Annotated in this window: 19 protein-coding genes and 2 tRNA genes; 14 read left to right on the forward strand and 7 right to left on the reverse strand. The window is 67.1% G+C overall.

Going from position 1 to position 16818, the window contains the following annotated elements; translation table 11 throughout:
- Positions 1 to 38 precede the first annotated feature (38 nt).
- Positions 39 to 95: transfer RNA gene (locus tag ACFY3D_RS12115), tRNA-OTHER, on the forward strand.
- Positions 96 to 409: 314 nt separating this feature from the next.
- Here ACFY3D_RS12115 and ACFY3D_RS12120 read toward each other — a convergent pair.
- On the reverse strand, positions 410 to 811 hold the full coding sequence (locus tag ACFY3D_RS12120) for a PIN domain nuclease (RefSeq protein ID WP_389978196.1): 402 nt from the start codon (positions 809 to 811) through the stop codon (positions 410 to 412).
- Positions 808 to 1032: a type II toxin-antitoxin system VapB family antitoxin gene (locus ACFY3D_RS12125; RefSeq protein ID WP_389978199.1), complete on the reverse strand. Its 225-nt coding sequence runs from the start codon at positions 1030 to 1032 to the stop codon at positions 808 to 810. The genes ACFY3D_RS12120 and ACFY3D_RS12125 overlap by 4 nt, the downstream gene beginning before the upstream one ends.
- Positions 1033 to 1397: 365 nt before the next feature.
- Here ACFY3D_RS12125 and ACFY3D_RS12130 point away from each other — a divergent pair.
- The 9 genes from ACFY3D_RS12130 (at position 1398) to ACFY3D_RS12170 (ending at position 7820) form a co-directional block, all read left to right on the forward strand.
- A tRNA-Phe gene (locus ACFY3D_RS12130) sits at positions 1398 to 1464 on the forward strand.
- Positions 1465 to 1721: 257 nt separating this feature from the next.
- Complete coding sequence (gene lepB / locus ACFY3D_RS12135) at positions 1722 to 2264, forward strand: signal peptidase I (RefSeq protein WP_389978202.1); 543 nt, start codon at positions 1722 to 1724, stop codon at positions 2262 to 2264.
- A gap of 142 nt (positions 2265 to 2406) precedes the next feature.
- Positions 2407 to 2616 carry a hypothetical protein gene (locus tag ACFY3D_RS12140; RefSeq protein ID WP_389978205.1) on the forward strand — a complete coding sequence of 70 codons (210 nt, stop codon included), beginning with the start codon at positions 2407 to 2409 and terminating at the stop codon, positions 2614 to 2616.
- Positions 2617 to 2752: 136 nt separating this feature from the next.
- Positions 2753 to 2971: a hypothetical protein gene (locus ACFY3D_RS12145; protein WP_389978208.1), complete on the forward strand. Its 219-nt coding sequence runs from the start codon at positions 2753 to 2755 to the stop codon at positions 2969 to 2971.
- Between the two features lie 103 nt (positions 2972 to 3074).
- Complete coding sequence (locus ACFY3D_RS12150) at positions 3075 to 3890, forward strand: hypothetical protein (protein ID WP_389978211.1); 816 nt, start codon at positions 3075 to 3077, stop codon at positions 3888 to 3890.
- Positions 3887 to 4264 (forward strand): GntR family transcriptional regulator, encoded by a 378-nt coding sequence (locus tag ACFY3D_RS12155; RefSeq protein ID WP_362907457.1) that lies wholly within the window; start codon positions 3887 to 3889, stop codon positions 4262 to 4264. Before ACFY3D_RS12150 ends, ACFY3D_RS12155 begins: the two co-directional genes overlap by 4 nt.
- 373 nt (positions 4265 to 4637) lie before the next feature.
- Complete coding sequence (locus ACFY3D_RS12160; protein ID WP_389978214.1) at positions 4638 to 6290, forward strand: alpha/beta hydrolase; 1653 nt, start codon at positions 4638 to 4640, stop codon at positions 6288 to 6290.
- Between the two features lie 202 nt (positions 6291 to 6492).
- A complete protein-coding gene (locus ACFY3D_RS12165) occupies positions 6493 to 6897 on the forward strand; it encodes an SgcJ/EcaC family oxidoreductase (protein WP_389978217.1) in 405 nt (134 codons plus the stop codon).
- Positions 6898 to 7193: 296 nt separating this feature from the next.
- Positions 7194 to 7820, forward strand: coding sequence for a helix-turn-helix domain-containing protein (locus tag ACFY3D_RS12170; RefSeq protein WP_389978220.1), 627 nt, complete (start codon positions 7194 to 7196; stop codon positions 7818 to 7820).
- On the opposite strand, the gene ACFY3D_RS12175 is transcribed toward ACFY3D_RS12170, so the two are convergent.
- Together ACFY3D_RS12175 and ACFY3D_RS12180 are read right to left on the reverse strand one after the other, a co-directional pair.
- Positions 7802 to 8380, reverse strand: coding sequence for a dihydrofolate reductase family protein (locus ACFY3D_RS12175; RefSeq protein ID WP_362923468.1), 579 nt, complete (start codon positions 8378 to 8380; stop codon positions 7802 to 7804). The genes ACFY3D_RS12170 and ACFY3D_RS12175 overlap by 19 nt on opposite strands.
- Before the next feature lie 269 nt (positions 8381 to 8649).
- Entirely contained in the window at positions 8650 to 9195 is a 546-nt protein-coding gene (locus ACFY3D_RS12180) for a hypothetical protein (RefSeq protein ID WP_389978223.1), read from the reverse strand.
- A gap of 197 nt (positions 9196 to 9392) precedes the next feature.
- Between ACFY3D_RS12180 and ACFY3D_RS12185 the strand changes: the two genes are divergently transcribed.
- The 3 genes from ACFY3D_RS12185 (at position 9393) to ACFY3D_RS12195 (ending at position 11124) form a co-directional block, all read left to right on the forward strand.
- Positions 9393 to 9827, forward strand: a complete 435-nt coding sequence (locus ACFY3D_RS12185) for a helix-turn-helix transcriptional regulator (RefSeq protein WP_389779840.1) — start codon at positions 9393 to 9395, stop codon at positions 9825 to 9827.
- A gap of 20 nt (positions 9828 to 9847) precedes the next feature.
- Entirely contained in the window at positions 9848 to 10261 is a 414-nt protein-coding gene (locus tag ACFY3D_RS12190) for a VOC family protein (protein WP_389978225.1), read from the forward strand.
- A gap of 62 nt (positions 10262 to 10323) precedes the next feature.
- Positions 10324 to 11124, forward strand: coding sequence for a VOC family protein (locus ACFY3D_RS12195; RefSeq protein ID WP_389978228.1), 801 nt, complete (start codon positions 10324 to 10326; stop codon positions 11122 to 11124).
- A 93-nt stretch (positions 11125 to 11217) separates the two neighbouring features.
- Here the strand turns inward: ACFY3D_RS12195 and ACFY3D_RS12200 are convergent, their stop codons facing one another.
- Together ACFY3D_RS12200 and ACFY3D_RS12205 are read right to left on the reverse strand one after the other, a co-directional pair.
- Positions 11218 to 12357, reverse strand: coding sequence for a M48 family metalloprotease (locus ACFY3D_RS12200; protein WP_389978231.1), 1140 nt, complete (start codon positions 12355 to 12357; stop codon positions 11218 to 11220).
- 212 nt (positions 12358 to 12569) lie between these two features.
- On the reverse strand, positions 12570 to 12887 hold the full coding sequence (locus ACFY3D_RS12205) for a hypothetical protein (RefSeq protein ID WP_389978234.1): 318 nt from the start codon (positions 12885 to 12887) through the stop codon (positions 12570 to 12572).
- Positions 12888 to 13440: 553 nt separating this feature from the next.
- Between ACFY3D_RS12205 and ACFY3D_RS12210 the strand changes: the two genes are divergently transcribed.
- A complete protein-coding gene (locus ACFY3D_RS12210; protein ID WP_389978237.1) occupies positions 13441 to 15792 on the forward strand; it encodes a tetratricopeptide repeat protein in 2352 nt (783 codons plus the stop codon).
- A 35-nt stretch (positions 15793 to 15827) separates the two neighbouring features.
- Here ACFY3D_RS12210 and ACFY3D_RS12215 read toward each other — a convergent pair whose 3' ends face one another.
- Entirely contained in the window at positions 15828 to 16700 is an 873-nt protein-coding gene (locus tag ACFY3D_RS12215) for a GNAT family N-acetyltransferase (protein WP_389978240.1), read from the reverse strand.
- Positions 16701 to 16818: the final 118 nt, after the last annotated feature.

The raw sequence follows: 16818 nt of genomic DNA on the forward strand, positions 1-16818 counted from the left end.
TCCACCACCCTCTGAGCACGGTCTCCGCCACCCCACCAGGGTGATTGGTCCGCCTGAAAAGCGGAAGGTCGGCGGTTCGACCCCGCCCCTGACCACAGCAACTGAGCAGCACAAACGCCCCGAGCCATTTATGGTCGGGGCGCTTTTCGTTGTGCTTGACGACAACGCGCTCTTTTCGTTGAGGGAGCGAGTTCCGCACCTTGGATCACGAGCCGCTTCACCGCAGGAATGTCAGCGGCAGAAGAAACGCTCAACGCGACCAGTCCGAACTGTTCTGTCCCCTCGCCCTCAACCCCGAACAGCGCGAAGGCGTCACCAGCCGCCGGACCCTGGAGCCTGATGGCACCGCCGGTGTCCGGACTACGGGGAACCTCAGCTCAAGAATCCCCGAAGATCTTCTGTTGATGCGTCAGTTGATTCGGCGCACCGGCTGCCCGGTCAGGCGGGAGATAGTGTCGAAGTCGGCGTCGGCATGCAGCACGGTGAGCTTGTGGTGCCGAGCCGTTACGGCCATGAGGAGATCGACCGGGGAGGCACTCTGGTGCCACCTCTTGTCGGCGAGTTCGCGTTGCAACTCGCTCGTCTCGTCCCAGGCCGATTCGGGGACGACGTAGTACGGGAAGGTCTCCTGGAGCAGATTTCCTGCTTCGTAGAAGGCCGGCCGACCGCCGACGGCTCGGAGATATTCCTGCCTGACCGGCTCGCAGATGCCGACGAGCCCGGCAGAGACCGTCTGGTCCCATTCTGTTCCGACCTGGCCGCGATAGAAGCGGACCAAGGCGCTGGTATCGATGAGATAGAGCTCTGTCACGCCACAGCCTGGGGTGCACTGTCACCCTTGTCGATGGCTGAGAAGTCGATCTCGCCTTCAGCCACCATCTCCCGCATGCGAGCGACGGCCGCCGCCCGCTTGCGTCGATCAACGATCTCTCGTAGAGCGGCGTTGACCGTATCTTTCTTGGACGAGGTGCCGAGGAACTTCGCGGCCTCGGCTAGTGCATCGTCATCGAGGTCGATCAGGGTCTTGGTCATGACACCCCCGTCTGTATATACGAACTGAGATTAATATATCAGCGATGTTGATCCGGAGACGCTGTTCGCAACCTGAACGCGCGAAAAGGAGGGTCACGTCCCTGCCAGGAGGTTGGAGGCTGTCGGTTGTCGGGGGTTGGGATGTGTCTGTGGAGGTGGTGTACAGCAGTGGCATACAGCTGGGTGACGGCTACTCCTTGCAGGTCGGTTCTGGCCCCAGCGATGGCAACATGTGTTGGTGTCTGAGGGGGGGCGGCCGGTCTCGGTTCTGGAACGCGAGGGTTGACGACAACGGTGACGACAACGTCGGCCACCGCGAGCACACCTCGGCGGCCGTCCACAGCCTTCTGGCCTCGTGTCCGTCGAGGGGAACCGGGTGATCGCTCCGCCTGAAAAAGTGGAAGGTCGGCGGTTCGACCCCGCCCCTGACCACAGCGACTGAGCAGCACAAACGTCCCGAGCCAATCATGGTCGGGGCGCTTTTCGTTGTGCTTGACGACAACGGGTTCTGACGTTCCAGGTGGAGGTCGGCTTCGGCTACGTGGGCCCCGACACCCACAAGGCCGCCCCGGCAGCCTGACCACCACACCAAAGGCGTTCGCCGAAGCGGAACGAGCTCAGGCATCCCGCTGCAAGATCGTAATGAGACGCGAGTCATCGGAGTGATGTCCAGCCCGGATAATGCTGCGATGGTGTTTCGTGCGTTATATGTACTGATCATCTTGTTTATGGTTGTGGGGGTTTCCGCGTGCTCGGTCATCCCTGAGCCATTGATTTCCAAGGCGACAGGAAGAGAGTCCTACCGCGAATCGAGCGAGGCGATGATGCCTACGCTCAAGAAGGGTGCCGTGGTAACCGGTACGGTGACCGACGGGACGTACACACCCAAGACGGGTGACGTCATTGCCTTTCTGCCCCCGAAGTCGTGGGGCGGAAGTGGCGGCTACATGATCAAACGAATCATCGGCGTTCCAGGGAACACGGTCGGTTGCTGCGACCCGCAGCATCGGATGGTCATTGACGGTAAGCCGGTGGATGAACCATATGTGACCAACGAGCGGGCTTCGCAGCTCATCTTCGAGCCGATAGTCGTCCCGGAGGGGTGTATCTGGGTCCAAGGCGACAATCGCGATGTCTCTCTTGACTCGCGTAACCACCATCGCGTGGGGGTTGACGGCACCGTTCCCGTGTCCAACGTCATCGGAGTCATCGACGTCAGCACCGCGAAGTAGAACTCGCTCATGAAGCGTTCGACGATCGTGGTGCTCGTGGTCGTTGTTGTATGGGGCGGTACCCTGATCGTTCCCGTCGCTTTCCAACCCCCAGGTTTTTCGTGTCCTGGACGATCCCGCCCAAACGCAGGATCATGAGAACGTGAGCAGGACGGACAACACGATGCCGCTTCGCTTGCAGGAGGAGGATGGTCGCCGCTACAGGCACGATGTGGGCGGCTCCTATTCGGGCGTCGGTGAAGATGCCAACCTGGCGGAGCGCAAGGCCCGGCAACGGGTACGACTCACATTGCTGCGCGGTGAGGAACCGGAGCCGACCAGGCATCGCCATTGCGAAAAGTGGCGCTATTAACGAGGGCGGCAATGAAGCGTCCCGGAAGGTGACCTCCGGGACGCTTCATTTGTGTACGTGCGATGTCAGCCGAGGGCGTCGCCGGGGGTGCCGTTTCGCCCGGGAAGAGGCTGGACAGGTACGAGCGGGGATTCTGGTGAACCCGGCCCACGAGGCGGCACCGTACGTCACGGCGACGATCGGCGCTCACGGCGGCGCGGTGCTGGTCAGGGCCAACGAAGAGACCGCCGGCGCCACGGCCGGGTGGGGGCGCACGCTGCCGCGGCGCGTTTTCGAAGTCGCCGCCAAGGAGGAGATGATCGAGGCGGTGTCGGCCGCCGTCCGTTTGATGGTCCACGGCGACGGCCCTCGCTGAGCCGAGGCTCGCGCCACCGGGGCGACGAGAGCCCAAGGGCGTTGACTTTGTCGCAATCTTTGACGCATCCTATTGATACAAAGTTTGCGTCAAAGGAGATGTCATGACCCGTGAACCGTTACCGGACGACGGCCCGTCGGCGCGTACGACCGATCTGCGGCTGGCAGGCGCGTGGCTGACCCGGCACGGCCTGACCGACGCCCGCCCGACCCCGCTGCTCGCCAGTCGGCTGGCGGTCCGTGAACGCGCCCGCCTGGCCACCTACCTCATCCTGGCCGCGCTGATCATCGTCAGCGCACTGGCCGCCGTCTCCGCGTTCGGCAACCCCCAGCCCTATCGCCCGCTACCGCTGCTGGCCCTGACCGCGGCCGTGGCCGGGCTGCTGCTGGCACAGTCGCTGCTCGACCGGTGGGTGCGACGCGTCGACCAGCGGGCGGCCGCGACGCTGTCGCGCAGGGCCGCCCATCCGATCCAGCCCGGCTGGCGGATCGTGCTCGGCCGGCCGTACGCCCTCTTCGCCGGCACCACGTTCGCCGGCGCGATAGCGCTGGCCGCCAGCGCCCTGGCCGTTGCCGATCCCACCGTGCGGCAGCTGGCCGTCGTCGTGCTGATCGGCCTGCTCGGCGCGACGGCCATCACCGCCCTGCAGCTGCGCCACCTGCTACGCCACCCGGTCGTGGCGCAGGACGAGGAGTCGCTCACCGCCGACGTCATCATGCGCGTCGAGGACGCCCGCGAGCTCACCACGCCGAACGTGCAGTGGTCACTGCCCATGGTGCTGCTGTTCGGCACCGCGCCCACCTGGTGGGGCGCCACCGCGATCACCTATCTGATCCTGAGCATGATCGCCCTCATCGCGCTCCGCTTCAAAACGCCGTCGTGCGCGACGGTGGCCCGACAGGTCATGAGCGTCCGATGATCGTCATCGATGCGGCCTCGCCGGTACCGCCGTTCGAGCAGCTACGATCCCAGCTCGCCCGGCAGATCCAGGACCGCACGCTGACCGTGGGCGCCCGGCTGCCGACCATCCGCCACCTCGCGGCCGACCTCGGCCTGGCCGCCAACACCGTCGGCCGCGCCTACCGGGAACTGGAGGAGGCCGGACTGATCGAGACACGCGGACGAGCGGGCTCGTTCGTCTCGGCCACCGGCCAGGAAGGCCGGGAGCGAGCCCACCGGGCCGCCGCCGACTACGCCGCCGTGATCGCCAGCGTCGGCATCGACGAGGACGAGGCGATCCGCATCGTACGAGCGGCCCTGACATCCGGCACGGCAGCACCGACCTCGTCATGACCACGACCCGGCCGCAGGTGTCACGTCGTCGAACGCGCGACGTCGGTGTAGTGGCCGATCAAGCCCGGTGACCTGCTGAGAGCGACCGAACCACGGGGGCGACCAGGTCGTTCGAACGGTGGCGGACGTTATCTCCACCAGTCGCCAGGCGCATGGGAATTCCCATGAAGTCGTTTTCCCGGCCGACTCCCATCAAGGCGGCGCTCCGGATCGTCGGACGAAGGACGTCACGGGCGGCGTCCGCCTGCTCGACTCCCGCCGCGAACCACGGCCCCTGTCTCTCCGCGTGATCAAGCGAAAGGGCACGCGTACCCGGCGGTGCCGATTTCACAGTCATCGAGAAAGCATCTGTTCCTTGTGAAAAGGAGTATCAGTGCGATTAAAACTGACATTGTTCATCGCCGTGGCGACGGTGGCCATCGCGGTGGCAGGCGTGCCCACGTCGGCCGGGGCCCGGATCGGCACGCCGGAGCCGGCGGTGGCCGAAGCCAGGGGAGCGGCTCCGATGTGGGGCGAGTGCCTGCCGGTGGAATCCGGTGGCGTCTCGCGCGACCCACGCCAGCAGTGCGCGATGTTGCGGGTGCCGCTGGACTACCGCGCCCCGCGCGGGCGGAGCATCGAGATCGCGATCTCCCGGATCGGCACGGCGCGTCCCGGGGCGCGTCGCGGGATCCTGCTGTCCAACCCGGGCGGCCCGGGCGGTAGCGGCCTGGACCTGCCCAGCCAGCTGGCGAACGTACTGCCGCGCGAGGTCCTGGATCGGTACGACCTGATCGGCTTCGATCCGCGCGGGGTCGGCCACAGCACCCCGGTCACCTGTGGCCTCGATCTCATGAGGCAGTTCACGCTGCTGTTGCCCTACCCGGGACCGGATGGCGGCATCGAGCGCAACGTCGCCTTCGCACGGGACACCGCGGCCGCGTGCGCCGAGCATTCCGGCGATCTGCTTCCGTTCATCACCACGGCCAACACGGCCCGGGACATGGATCGCATCCGAGCCGCACTCGGTGAGCCGAAACTGTCCTACTTCGGCCTCTCCTACGGCACCTATCTGGGAGCCGTCTACGTCTCGATGTTCCCGGGACGCACCGATCGGATCGTGCTGGACAGTGCCGTCGATCCAGACCTGGTATGGCGGGAGATGCCGCGAACCTGGAGTCAGTCGATCGCGGTGCGCCTGCCCGACCTGCTGGCTTTCGCAGCCGAGCGGGACGCCGTCTACCACCTCGGCGCGACACCGGACGAGGTGCGGCGCACCTACGACCGGCTGCTCGCGGCCCTTGACAGGCGGCCCCTGCCGATCCCGGGCGGTCCCGTGCTCGACGGCAACGCACTGCGCGAGATCACCCGAGTGGGGCTTTACTTCGACGGCGACTTCCCTTTCATCGCCGGGTTCTGGCAGGAGCTCACGGCCACCGTCTCAGGATCCACCGTGGACCCCGCCATCATGAGGCGACCGGACCGGCTGGGTTCTGGCGGCAGGGCCGATGACGGCGCCGTCGGTGACAATGGCGCCGGGACGGCGCGGATACCGGCGGACAACCGCATCGCCGCGCTCTACGCTGTGTTCTGCGATGACGTCGCCTGGCCGCGCAGCGTGGCGTTGCACGCCCGGCAGGTCGCAGCCGACCGGCAGGTGTGGCCGGTGACGGCGGGCATGCCCGCGAACATCTGGCCGTGCGCGGCGTGGCCGACCCGACCGGTGGAGCCGCCGGTGACGGTCACCGGTCATGGGCCGCGCAACGTGCTGATCCTGCAGAACACCCGTGACCCGGCCACGCCCCTGGCGAGCGCGCGCGGCCTGCGCGCCGCCCTCGGACGGCGGGCCGTCATGATCACGGTCGACCAGGGCGGCCACGGCGTCGTCGGGCTGGGCAGCTGCGCCGACGAGGCGATGAGCTCCTTCCTCGCCACCGGGGCACTGCCTGGGCGGGACCGCTTCTGCCCGGCTCCGGGGACGCAACCACCGGCCGACGCCGCCCGCTCCACGGCCCTGCCGTACATACCTTCCGTGGGTCCGTTGTAGGGCCGCTGCCTGTGGACTGCCGTGTGCCGGTAGATACCGAACGAGCGACCCGTTTCCCGCTGTCACCCTCGCGACCGGGCCCGCAGGCCCTCCCCGTTGGTGATCTCCACCGATCCCGGAGCGGTTCAATGATCGATTCCCAGGGGTCAGCGATCGATCATCTCTTGACCTCCATCATGCTTGAGGTAGCACCGTGGTGCACATGAACACGGAATCCACGGCGTACGCCGCAGACCTCGAAGCCATCGAACAGGTCGTAGCCACCGTAGAACACTCCCAGCAGCACAAGGACCCCGATGAGTTCCTCGCCCTCTTCCACCCCGACGCGGTCTGGACGACGGCTGCCGGCAAGGTCCTCATAGGCCTTGACGCGATCTCGGAGTTCACCCGCAGGGTCCTCCCCGCGGCGGACTGGGACGGCAAGGTCAACTACGAGGTGGTCCACGTGTTCTTCATTCGCCCGGATGTCGCGGCGGTCAAGGTTCGTCAGCTCTACCTGACCTCGGGCGACGAGAGCGAGGGGGCTCCGCTGTACGTGATGTCCAAGCAGGGCGACGGCCGCTGGTTGCTGACCGCCTGCCAGAACACGGGGGTCGTCGCCGGTTGATCGATTCCGGGGGATCGGCCGTACGCATGAGGCGAGGGCGCCCAACGTCGGTAGGGGTTGAGTGTCCTCGCCACCACGCTGTACATGAAGACCGACGACCTGCTGGAGGACTCACCCCGTCTCGCACCATGGCGATCGATGTGGGGATCGCCCCCGGTCGAGCGCCGCCGAGCCGGTCATCCGCGGAGCGCGAAGCGGCGTATTCTTCGCCCATGGGTCTGAGGCTCAAGACACGTCGGTCCGACTCGCCGTGGGTCGACACCGTGTGGACATGCACGAGCGGGCAGGTCACTTCGATGACGTCCGTCGCAGGGACGTGTTGGGGGCTCGTGTTCTGGGAGCAGGCCGGCCGGACGTACACGAGCATCACCGGTCCCGAGACCCGAACCGGGACGGCGCCGGTGCCGGAGGGTGCGACCTTTACCGGCATCGAGTTCGCCGTGGGCACCTCGTTGCGTGCCGTGCCCACGCCGACGCTCGTCGACGGCGGCATCGAACTCCCCGACACCACGCGCCGGACGTTCCGGCTGGACGGCGCGCGCTGGGAAACGCCCGGCCCCGACGACGCCGAGGCCCTGGTCGACGGGCTTGTCCGGGCCGGGATCGTGGTCCGTGACCCGCTCGTCGCCGAGGTGCTGCGGGGGCACCGCCCGGCCGTCTCGGGGCGCACGGTCGAACGCCGGTTCCGCGCCGCGACCGGACTGACGCGGGGCGTGGTCCGGCAGATCGAGCGGGCCCGTACGGCGACGGAGTTGCTGGCCGCCGGCGACCCGGCCGCCGATGTCGTCGCCAAGCTCGACTACTTCGACGAGCCGCACCTGGCCCGAGCACTGCGCTCCTATGTCGGACGTACCGTCAGGCAACTGCGCGAGGGCGCGGGCGGCGCGATCGCCCTCGACCTGGATCAGCGCTTGACGTCGTAGACGAGCTTCAGGATCCCATTCGAGTAGCTCTCCGACTCTCGCAGCGTCAGCATGTGCTTGTCTCGGTCGGCCCGGCCGAACAGGCTCTTCCCGGCACCGAGCAGCACGGGGAAGACGAGCAGGTTGTACTGGTCGATCAGGCCCGCGTCCGACAGCCGCCGGGCCAGCTCCGCACTCCCGTGGATGAAGATCGCGCCGCCCTCGCTCTCCTTGAGCGCGGCGACGTCCTCGATCGAGCGCAGGATCGTCGTCGGCCCCCACCCGTCGACGAGGGCGTCGTCGGACAGCGTGGTCGACACCACGTACTTGGGCAGTTCCTTGTAGTCGGCGTGGTCCTCCGAACCGGGCCAGACCGGCGCGAACACCTCGTAGCTGCGGCGGCCGAACATCAGCGCCGTGGTGTCGGCGAGCTCCTCACCCTTCAGCGACCAGGCTTCCGGGACGAAATCGAGGTCCTTGACCACCCACCCGCCGCTGCGGTGCTCTTCCCCCGGCCCGCCGCCGGGCGAGTCCACGACGCCGTCCAGCGACATGAAACCGGTGTAGACCAGGTCACGCATTGTGCTGTCTCCTCATGTTCGGGCGAACTGCCGGCTCCACATTAGATCGCGGTCGCGACGGCCGTCTTGGACGGAAACGACAGCGGGTCCAGAGCGTTGTCGATCGAGCCCGCACCCGGTTTCGGAGTCGACCGGCTTCGCCGCCACCAGCACCGAAGTGGCCGCGGTCGGAGCGTTCGGCGAACCGATGCCTGCGATGCGCTTCCATGCGGCTCCCATACGGATGGAGGGAAAGTCACGCACGTCTGGTCGGGAGATCACCACTTGTCCTAGCCCGACCATGCGTACCAGGGGCCGGAGATCGGATCGAGTCGTCCCGGGCCCTCTTCGGACACCTGGCCCCTCGGGCTCCACACGAACCCCACCGACGTGCGTATTCGCCAGTCGTCGATGCTGAACCGGGCTCCGCCGTCGGGGGTGGCCGCTGACCAGCAGACCGGATAAAGACCCACGAGTCGACACTCGTGGGAGGAGGTGCCGCTCCGGGCCACGGCCTGGGCGTGGTCGGTCAGTGCGGACTTCGACAGCGTGAACCGTACCTGGAAGGGAATGTCGGCGCTGATCGCCAAAGCGGTGCAACCGGCGATGATCCATGGCGTCAACCAACGGAGCATGTTCGCCTCCATCGCGCCGATGTCGGTCAGCAGCGCCGGGACGGCCCGGATGATCCACAGGAGGAAGAGCGCGCCACCCGCGAAGAGCACCCAGACGAAGAGCTCGACGTACAGGTACGGCGCGCTGGACCACCACAGGCACACGAACGCCGCGAACGAGAACGCCGTGAGCAACGGCCATCCGGGCGGCTTGGCGATCACGGCGCCACCTTAGCGATCAGCCGACCGATACCGACAGTGGGCGTGGCCGATCGCCGCGGTTCTCCACTCGGTCGCGGCCGAGCGCTGGATCGCCACCCTCTTCCAGCCGGCCGGCGACCTCACGGGCCCGCGCTCATCGGGCACGTCGCCAGGCGAAGTACGGTGTCGGCTGCGGGTGAGGTGGAACGATGGTGCGTATGGGACTCGGGCGTGCGGAGGCACAGCGGCTGCATGACATCGCCGTGATCCGTCGTGTCCGAGACCGGATCGATCGTGAGTACGCCAGGCCGCTGAACCTCCAGGCGCTGGCCGCAGGGGCGCACATGTCGATCGGGCACCTGAGCCGGGAGTTTCGTCGCGTCTATGACGAGTCTCCGTACTCGTATCTGATGACCCGGCGGATCGAACGGGCGATGACGCTGCTGCGCCGCGGAGACCTCAGCGTCACGGAAGTGTGTTTCGAGGTGGGTTTCTCCTCGCTGGGCACGTTCAGTACGAGGTTCACCGAACTCGTCGGCGTGCCGCCGAGCGTCTACCGGCGTGACCGTTCCCAGGCCGCGGCGGGTATTCCGCCGTGTCTGAGCAAGCAGGTGACCAGACCGGTCAAGAATCGAGAAGCCCGCCCCCGATAGTCATGCGTAGCGTGCCGGGCGTGGAGGTCACCATTCAGCACACCTTCCTCCCGCACACCGATCCCGAGGCCGCTCTGGGTTTCTATCGCGACATCCTGGGCTTCGAGGTCCGGGCCGACGCCGGTTACGAGGACATGCGGTGGATCACCGTCGGTCCGGTCGGACAGCCCGGCACCTCCATCGTGTTGCACCCGCCGGCGGCCGATCCGGGCATCACCGATGAGGAGCGCCGCACCATCCTGGAACTCGTCACCAAGGGCGTCTACGCCGCCGTCACGCTGGCCACCGATGACCTCGACGGGCTGTTCGACCGCCTCCAGGCCGCCGGGGCCGATGTGATCCAGGAACCCATCGACCAGGACTACGGGGTCCGCGACTGCGCCTTCCGTGACCCCGCCGGCAACCTCATCCGGATAACCGGCGCGTCTGCCTGAGCCCGCCCGCACGACGCTCGCCCCGAATCGACCGATCTCGGAAAGCACGGAGGAACCATCTGATGCCGCTCTCTGTCGACATCGTCACTCTCGGCGTACCTCAGGTAGGAGCCGCACGCACCTTCTACACGTCCGCGTTCTCAGCCAGGGCGACGGAGAACGACCACACCGCGAGCCTTGACCTTCACGGCACCGGGCGGCTCGCTCTCCGCCGGATCGACGCGCTCGCCGCCGACTCCGGTACGGCCCCGGAGACCTCGGGTTTCCGTGGCTACGTCCTGTCCTCCATCGTGAACCGGCCCGCCGAGGTCAGGACCCTTCTCGATGCCGCCACGGCCAAGGGCGCGACGGTCGTCAAGCCGCCGAAGAAGCAGCTTTTCGGTGAGTTCAGCGCCGCTTACCGGGCACCGGACGGGGCCGTGTGGAAGCTGGCCGCGGCCTCCAAGAAGGACACCGGCCCCGTCCCCGACCCGCCGAAGCCGACCGAGACCGCCGTCTACCTCGGCGTCGCCAATCCGACGGCATCCAGGGCGTTCTATGAGGCGTTGGGCATGAGCGTCAATCACGACTACGGTGACAAATTCCTCGACTTCGTCATCGCCGACGGCGTGTGTCGGCTGGGCCTGCTGCCACGTAAAGCCCTCGCCAAGGACGCCGGCGTCGACGAGCACGGTGACGGCTTCTCGGCGCTCGTACTCACCCACGTCGCCGCTTCCCGTGACGACGTCGATGCTCTTCTCGCCGCCGCGGGCTCGGCCGGTGGTCGGGTCACCGCCGCGGCGGCCCGAACCGACCGGGGAGATTACGCCGGGCACTGCACCGACCCCGACGGCTACCACTGGATGATCACCACACCCGGCTGACCGCGACAGGCCGACCGTCGTCACGCGACCCCCGAGTCGGATACCGCTTCGGGAATCGCGTGACGACGGTCGGCTGGTTCCCGCCCGTCAGGCTTACCGATAACGGACGGACTGGGCGTCCTCCCTCAAACGCCGCGCCACGCGTCCAGCCGCCTTGTCGAGTTCTCCTTCGATCTGCTCCGATCCTGCGGCGGACACCCTGGGCACCGGGTATGGCAGTGCCAGCACGCGTTGCATGCGCAGGTACGTCGGCGGATGGGTCGTGTCGACCCCCGTCTTCTCAAGGCGGGCGGACTTGCGGTGTCGTTCGAGTTCGGTGTCGGCGACGGCGTCCACGTGGGAGCGGAGAGCCGTCCACAGGTTCCCGGTTCCGACGGCCACCGCGCTGGATGCGAGGAAACCTTCGACCGATCGTGTCCGGGTGGTCAGGACGTCCAGAAGCGAAGCGGCGGCCGCGGAGCCGGCTACCTGGGCCTGCATCTCGTCGGCGCGGTATTCGGCGTGCTGGGAGGAGCGGTTCAGCAGGAGCTCCAGCAGGAAGATCAAGCCGCGGACGGGGACGCCCAGGATCGCGAGGAGACACTGGGTGACGAGAGCGGACAAGCCGTCACCGGGGTGCCACTCGAAGCCGGTGACGACGCGGAGTTCGTGGAGCGAGTGCAGGGCACTGCCGGCGACGAGGCCGTGTCTGGCGTCGCCGTTCCTGGAGTGGGCCATCTCGTGGGCCAGCAGGGCGACGCGTTCCTGCGGGGTGAGGATCAGCCAGAGCGGGTAGCCGATCTCCACCAGACGGCTGCGTCGCCACCCGTAGGTGCGGAACGAGGCGTTGACCGCACCGCTGACGGCGACCAGATCTGTTCGGGGGGCTCCCAACTCCTCGCCGACGCGGTCAACGAGGGCGTACAGGTGGGGAGCGTCCTCGCGGGCGAGAGGTACGGCGAAGGCGGGGAAGGGGGCGGGGCGGGGGCGCAGCAGCCAGGCGAGGTCCAGGACTACGAGACCGAACAGGATGCCACCTATCGTCAGACGGGTGACCAGGTATACGCCGGTGAGCAGGAAGGCCGGTGCCAACAGGTGGACGGCCAGGGCAAGAACGTAGCCGCCGGTTCGGGAGACGCGACCGGTCGCTCGGCGTGACTGGACGGGGGCCGCCGGAGGGGGCAGGAAGGGGCCGGGAGGTCGCGGGGGCTCCTGAAACGCGCCCGATGTTCCGGCTGGTAGATCGGTGGACACGACGAACAAGGTGACAGAACCCGAGCTTGGCGGCAATATGCTGGGAACTCCCCTGGGTTCGGCCTTCGGGACAGTCCTGGAGCAGTCGGTTCGCGGCTGCCGGTGGAGTGACGACGCCGCGTCGCCGAGTCGGGGATCGAATACGGGCCACTCGCCGGGCGACCGAACAGGTGAGAGGCGGCGCCCGGCAGTGACGTCATGTGCGAAGTGGGTCAGCAGGCCTTGATGCCCGCGATATACGCGCTGTCCGGGATGCTCGTCCAGTCGCCGATCGTCCGGCCGGCAGGGATATAGTGACACGGCCCGTCCGGGTATCCGACGATTGGACGCCTGATGTCGAGCTTGCGGCTCACCGCGTAGTCATGGCAGTTCCGGATCGTATAGTCATAGCGACCGAACACCGGGCCGCTGTAGCTCAATCCGCACGGCGCCGCGGATGCGGACGACGCGGTCGGAGTCAGCGTCAGCGTTGCGCTAATGGCGAGCAACAGGTACGCCCATGGAGCGGGGCGATAGGTTTTGGTGAGCATCGGGCACCTTTCCTGACGATCGTTCGGATGGTGAACTAGCGACAGCGCAGCAGCTTGAGATCGTTTCGCGCGATCCAGCCGATTCCGTCTACTTTTGACCTGCGTGTGTCGACTGCTCTATACCATCGACGTTCCTGCGGATGATTGTTGTAATGAGTGAGCGCGCTATGCCCGCGGACGATGCCGCCTTTCGGCTTATAGCCGAGTTGGTTGTTCCGGCCATGCAGGCGCTTTGCCGTTGACGGCCATTCGTACACGCCGGTACGCCGCTTTACGCGGTACTCGCAGTCTCCACTGGTCGTGGCTTGGGCAGGGAGGGCGCTGACGAGAGCGCTTGCGACGACCACAGGCATCGCCAGGAGGCGGACTGCGAAGTGGCCAGGTTTCCACATGTGAATCCTTCCTGTTACGGCGAATATCGCCACTTCCGCGACATATGCGGGTAGCGGCACAGGCCAAGTAGATCCGAAGCCCTGCGAGAAGAGAGGGTTGTCTGGAATGCTCTGGACAGACCTGGACACGTACGACAGCCGGACTCTCGTCAAGGAACGCCGTGGACGATGCTCAGCTCTTTCCGCCCCAGCAGCCGATCACTTCCAGGAAGGATCTGGGTGCAGCCCTCAGGCATCACAAAACGCAATACGAACGCAAAAATGGAAAGCGTAACTCGGTGTCCGCCCTGGTCAAAAGGGTGGCTGTCTCCCGTAGCAGTCTGTACGCCTATTTCAACGGCGGCACGCTGCCGGACGCGGTGACACTGGACCGGCTCTTGGTCGCACTCGAGGTCTCCGACGAAGAAAGACGTCGTCTGGGCACCGCCCGGGACGTACTTGCCGAGGCCATGCTGGGAAGGTGCGCGATCGAGGGCGGGGGTGCGGATGAGGACACGGTCGTTCCGCTCCGGCCTTTTCAGCTTCCCGGAGTCAGCACCCACTTTTTCGGACGCGACCAGGAGTTGGCGATGCTCGCCGAGATGGTCGAAGGCAAGAGCGCGCGAGACGGCGCGACCACCATTGTGGTCGTCAGCGGTATGCCGGGCGTCGGTAAGACTTCGCTCGTCCTGTCGTTCGCGCACCAGGTCGCCGACCGCTTCCCGGACGGGGTTCTCTACGTCGACCTGCAGGGATACAGTCCGGATCGCCCGAAACGCCCCAGCGAAGCGCTGAAGCTCTTTCTGGCGGCGCTCCGGGACGACGACACGGACCTGCCGCAGGACGAGGAGGGCCGTGTCGCGCTGTACCGATCGCTGGTGGCGGACCGGCGGATGTTGATCGTGCTGGACAACGCGAACGCGCCCGATCAGGTTCGTCCTCTGCTACCGAACTCGGCGAAATCCGTGGTTCTCGTGACCAGTCGCAGCAACCTGCCTGCGCTGATCGGCAACGGTGCGATCCGGCTACCACTGGCTCGGTTGCCGCACAGGCAGGCGGTCTGCCTCCTGGGGCGCGTCATCACCGCCGAGCGGGTGGAGCGAGAGCGCGCGTCCGCGGACGAACTGGTGCGGGTCTGTGCGTATCTCCCTCTCGCCCTGCTTATCGTCGCCCAGCGGGTGCTGCTGGATCCGCAGGTCTCGCTGGCCCACGTCGTCACCGAACTCGCCGGTGCCAAGGACCGCCTGCACCTGCTCGCCACGCCGGACGACGACCGATTCATGAATGTGGGGGCGGTCTTCTCCTGGTCGTACCGTGCGCTCACCGAGTCGCAGGCTCGCATGTTCCGCCTGCTGGCGCTGCATACCGGGGCCGATGTGAGCGTCGATGCCGCTGCGGCCCTCTGCGGAAGGACCACGTCCGAGGCTCGGAGAGCACTCGAAGTCCTCGCGTCCGTGAACCTGCTCGAACCGCGGGGCGGCGATCGGTACGCGTTTCACGATCTGCTGCGTGAGTACGCCGCCGAACGAGCCCACGAGCACCCGGTAGAAGAGGGGAGGGAAGCGGTTCGGCGCGTTCTCGAATGGTATTGCCATACCGCGCGCGCCGCGTCCCGAATTCTCCTGCCTTATCTTCGCCCAGTCGATATCGAGCCGAGTGAATGGGGCTGCCCTCCACCGCGCTTCACGCGTGCCGATGAGGCCCTGCAGTGGTGCGAAGCCGAGCGCGCCAATCTCGTCGCCGCCGTCCGTCAGGCGGTGGAACGAGAAGAATACGACATCGGCTGGAGGCTTCCTGCCGCGCTGTCCGGCTTCTTCAATCTACGCAAGCCCTGGGAGGAGTGGATCGAATGCTGCGGGCTCGGGTTGGAGTCGGCCCGTGGTCGCGGCGAACGAACGGGAGAGACGTGGTCCCTGACCAATCTCGGCCTCGCCTATTGGGGGTTGGGTGAGCTGGACAAAGCACTGGAATGTCACAACAAATCTCTCGCGGTCTGCCGCGAGATCGGCGACAGATGGGGAGAGGGGATCGTCCTGTCCTGCCTGGGCGATATTCACCGCGATCTCGCTCGCCTCGACTCGGCCATCGAATGCTACGGACAGGCCAGAGACATCTTTCTGGAGATCCAGGAACGATGGGGAGCCGGACTCGCCCTGCATAACCTGGGGCACGCGTATACGAGCCGCGAACAGTACGGTGCCGCGATCGACTGTTACCTTCAGACCCTGTCCCTGTCGGATGAGCTGGGCGACGACCCCTGGGGAAAAGCACAGACGCTGCATTACCTGGCAGACGCGTACCGCCTCTCGGGCTCTTTGGACGACGCCGTGGAGACCTACCGGAAGGCACTCGTGATCCGCAGGGAGATCGGCGACGCGCGAGGAGAGGCGATCACACTCGACAACCTTGGTATCGCCCAGGACAACGCCGGTCTCCATCAGCAGGCACGGCACTCATGGGAGCTCTCCGTCGAGAAGTTCGCCGAGCTCAGGGATACGCGGGCCACCGATGCCGTTCGCGCGCGACTGCGCTGATCCCCCCGGCGTTCATACCGCGCCGATCCCCGGCTTCACGAGGGGACGTCCCGGCGCAGGTCGCGGACCTCGGGGCGTCGCTGGAAGCCGGCCGACCCGTAGGTGGCGACGGCGCCCACATTGGAGCTCGGGGTGATGACGGTCGCGCTCGACGAGCCCAGCTTCCTGAGGGCGGCCGCCGCGGCGAGGGTGATCGCGCGGCCGTGGCCGTGGCCGCGATGGTCGCGGTGCACGCCCATCGGCTCCAGCAATCCGGGCTTCCCCGGACCGGCCGACCACACCGTCACCGCCGCCACCGCGTCGCCCCGGTCGTCGTACGCGACCAGACATCGGGCGTCGGCGTACGGCGGTCCGGCCGCCATCGCGTGCCAGCGCTCGTCGGTGAACGTCGACCCGTCGAACGACGCCCGCTGTACGGCGGCCCGCACGTCCGCCCGCTCCGGTCCGATCACCTCGACCCGCACGCCCGGGTCTCGCACCGGCTCCGCGAGGTCGCGGCGCAGCGGCGTCCACGGCTCGCCGACGTTCCAGCCGTTCCCGGACAGCAGGTCCTGGATCAGCGCGCGCATGGGCGCTTCGACGTTCGCTCTCCCCTCGGGCAGTACGCCGCGCTCCGGCTCGGTCATGTCCGCGACCAGCCGCCGCGCCAGTTCCTCGTCCCGCCGGGCGTCCGGCGCGATCGCGAGCCGCAACACCCTGGGGTCGTCCAGCAGCCCGACGGCGAGAATCCGTCCGTCTCGGCTCCAGGTCCGCACCGCCGCGGCCGTCGCCTCCGCGCCGAATCGCCAGAACCAGCCCAGGTCTCCCGGGTGGAGTTGCGGTGGCGCCTCGTCGTGCTGCCAGTCCCGCAGCACGTCCACGACCGCGCTCAGCCCCTCGACTCCCGGCTCACCCGGCACGATCGTCATGGCCCCGATCACACCCCACCACACCGGTGATCCGCACCTGGTTTTCCGCCGGAGTGGTGGGGCGGGACATCAGGAACGCGAGGACGATTTTCTCGGTGCGTTCCGATCCCCCTGTTTC

This window comes from Streptosporangium sp. NPDC000509 (assembly GCF_042898365.1).
GTDB lineage: Bacteria > Actinomycetota > Actinomycetes > Streptosporangiales > Streptosporangiaceae > Streptosporangium.

Bases quoted from the DNA above. Each gene is read 5' to 3' on its own strand.
- ACFY3D_RS12125 (WP_389978199.1), bottom strand. From the start codon at position 1,032: ATGACCAAGACCCTGATCGACCTCGATGACGATGCACTAGCCGAGGCC.
- lepB (WP_389978202.1), top strand. From the start codon at position 1,722: ATGGTGTTTCGTGCGTTATATGTACTGATCATCTTGTTTATGGTTGTG.
- ACFY3D_RS12150 (WP_389978211.1), top strand. From the start codon at position 3,075: ATGACCCGTGAACCGTTACCGGACGACGGCCCGTCGGCGCGTACGACC.
- ACFY3D_RS12155 (WP_362907457.1), top strand. From the start codon at position 3,887: ATGATCGTCATCGATGCGGCCTCGCCGGTACCGCCGTTCGAGCAGCTA.
- ACFY3D_RS12165 (WP_389978217.1), top strand. From the start codon at position 6,493: ATGAACACGGAATCCACGGCGTACGCCGCAGACCTCGAAGCCATCGAA.
- ACFY3D_RS12170 (WP_389978220.1), top strand. From the start codon at position 7,194: ATGACGTCCGTCGCAGGGACGTGTTGGGGGCTCGTGTTCTGGGAGCAG.
- ACFY3D_RS12175 (WP_362923468.1), bottom strand. From the start codon at position 8,380: ATGCGTGACCTGGTCTACACCGGTTTCATGTCGCTGGACGGCGTCGTG.
- ACFY3D_RS12185 (WP_389779840.1), top strand. From the start codon at position 9,393: ATGGGACTCGGGCGTGCGGAGGCACAGCGGCTGCATGACATCGCCGTG.
- ACFY3D_RS12195 (WP_389978228.1), top strand. From the start codon at position 10,324: ATGCCGCTCTCTGTCGACATCGTCACTCTCGGCGTACCTCAGGTAGGA.
- ACFY3D_RS12205 (WP_389978234.1), bottom strand. From the start codon at position 12,887: ATGCTCACCAAAACCTATCGCCCCGCTCCATGGGCGTACCTGTTGCTC.
- ACFY3D_RS12215 (WP_389978240.1), bottom strand. From the start codon at position 16,700: ATGACGATCGTGCCGGGTGAGCCGGGAGTCGAGGGGCTGAGCGCGGTC.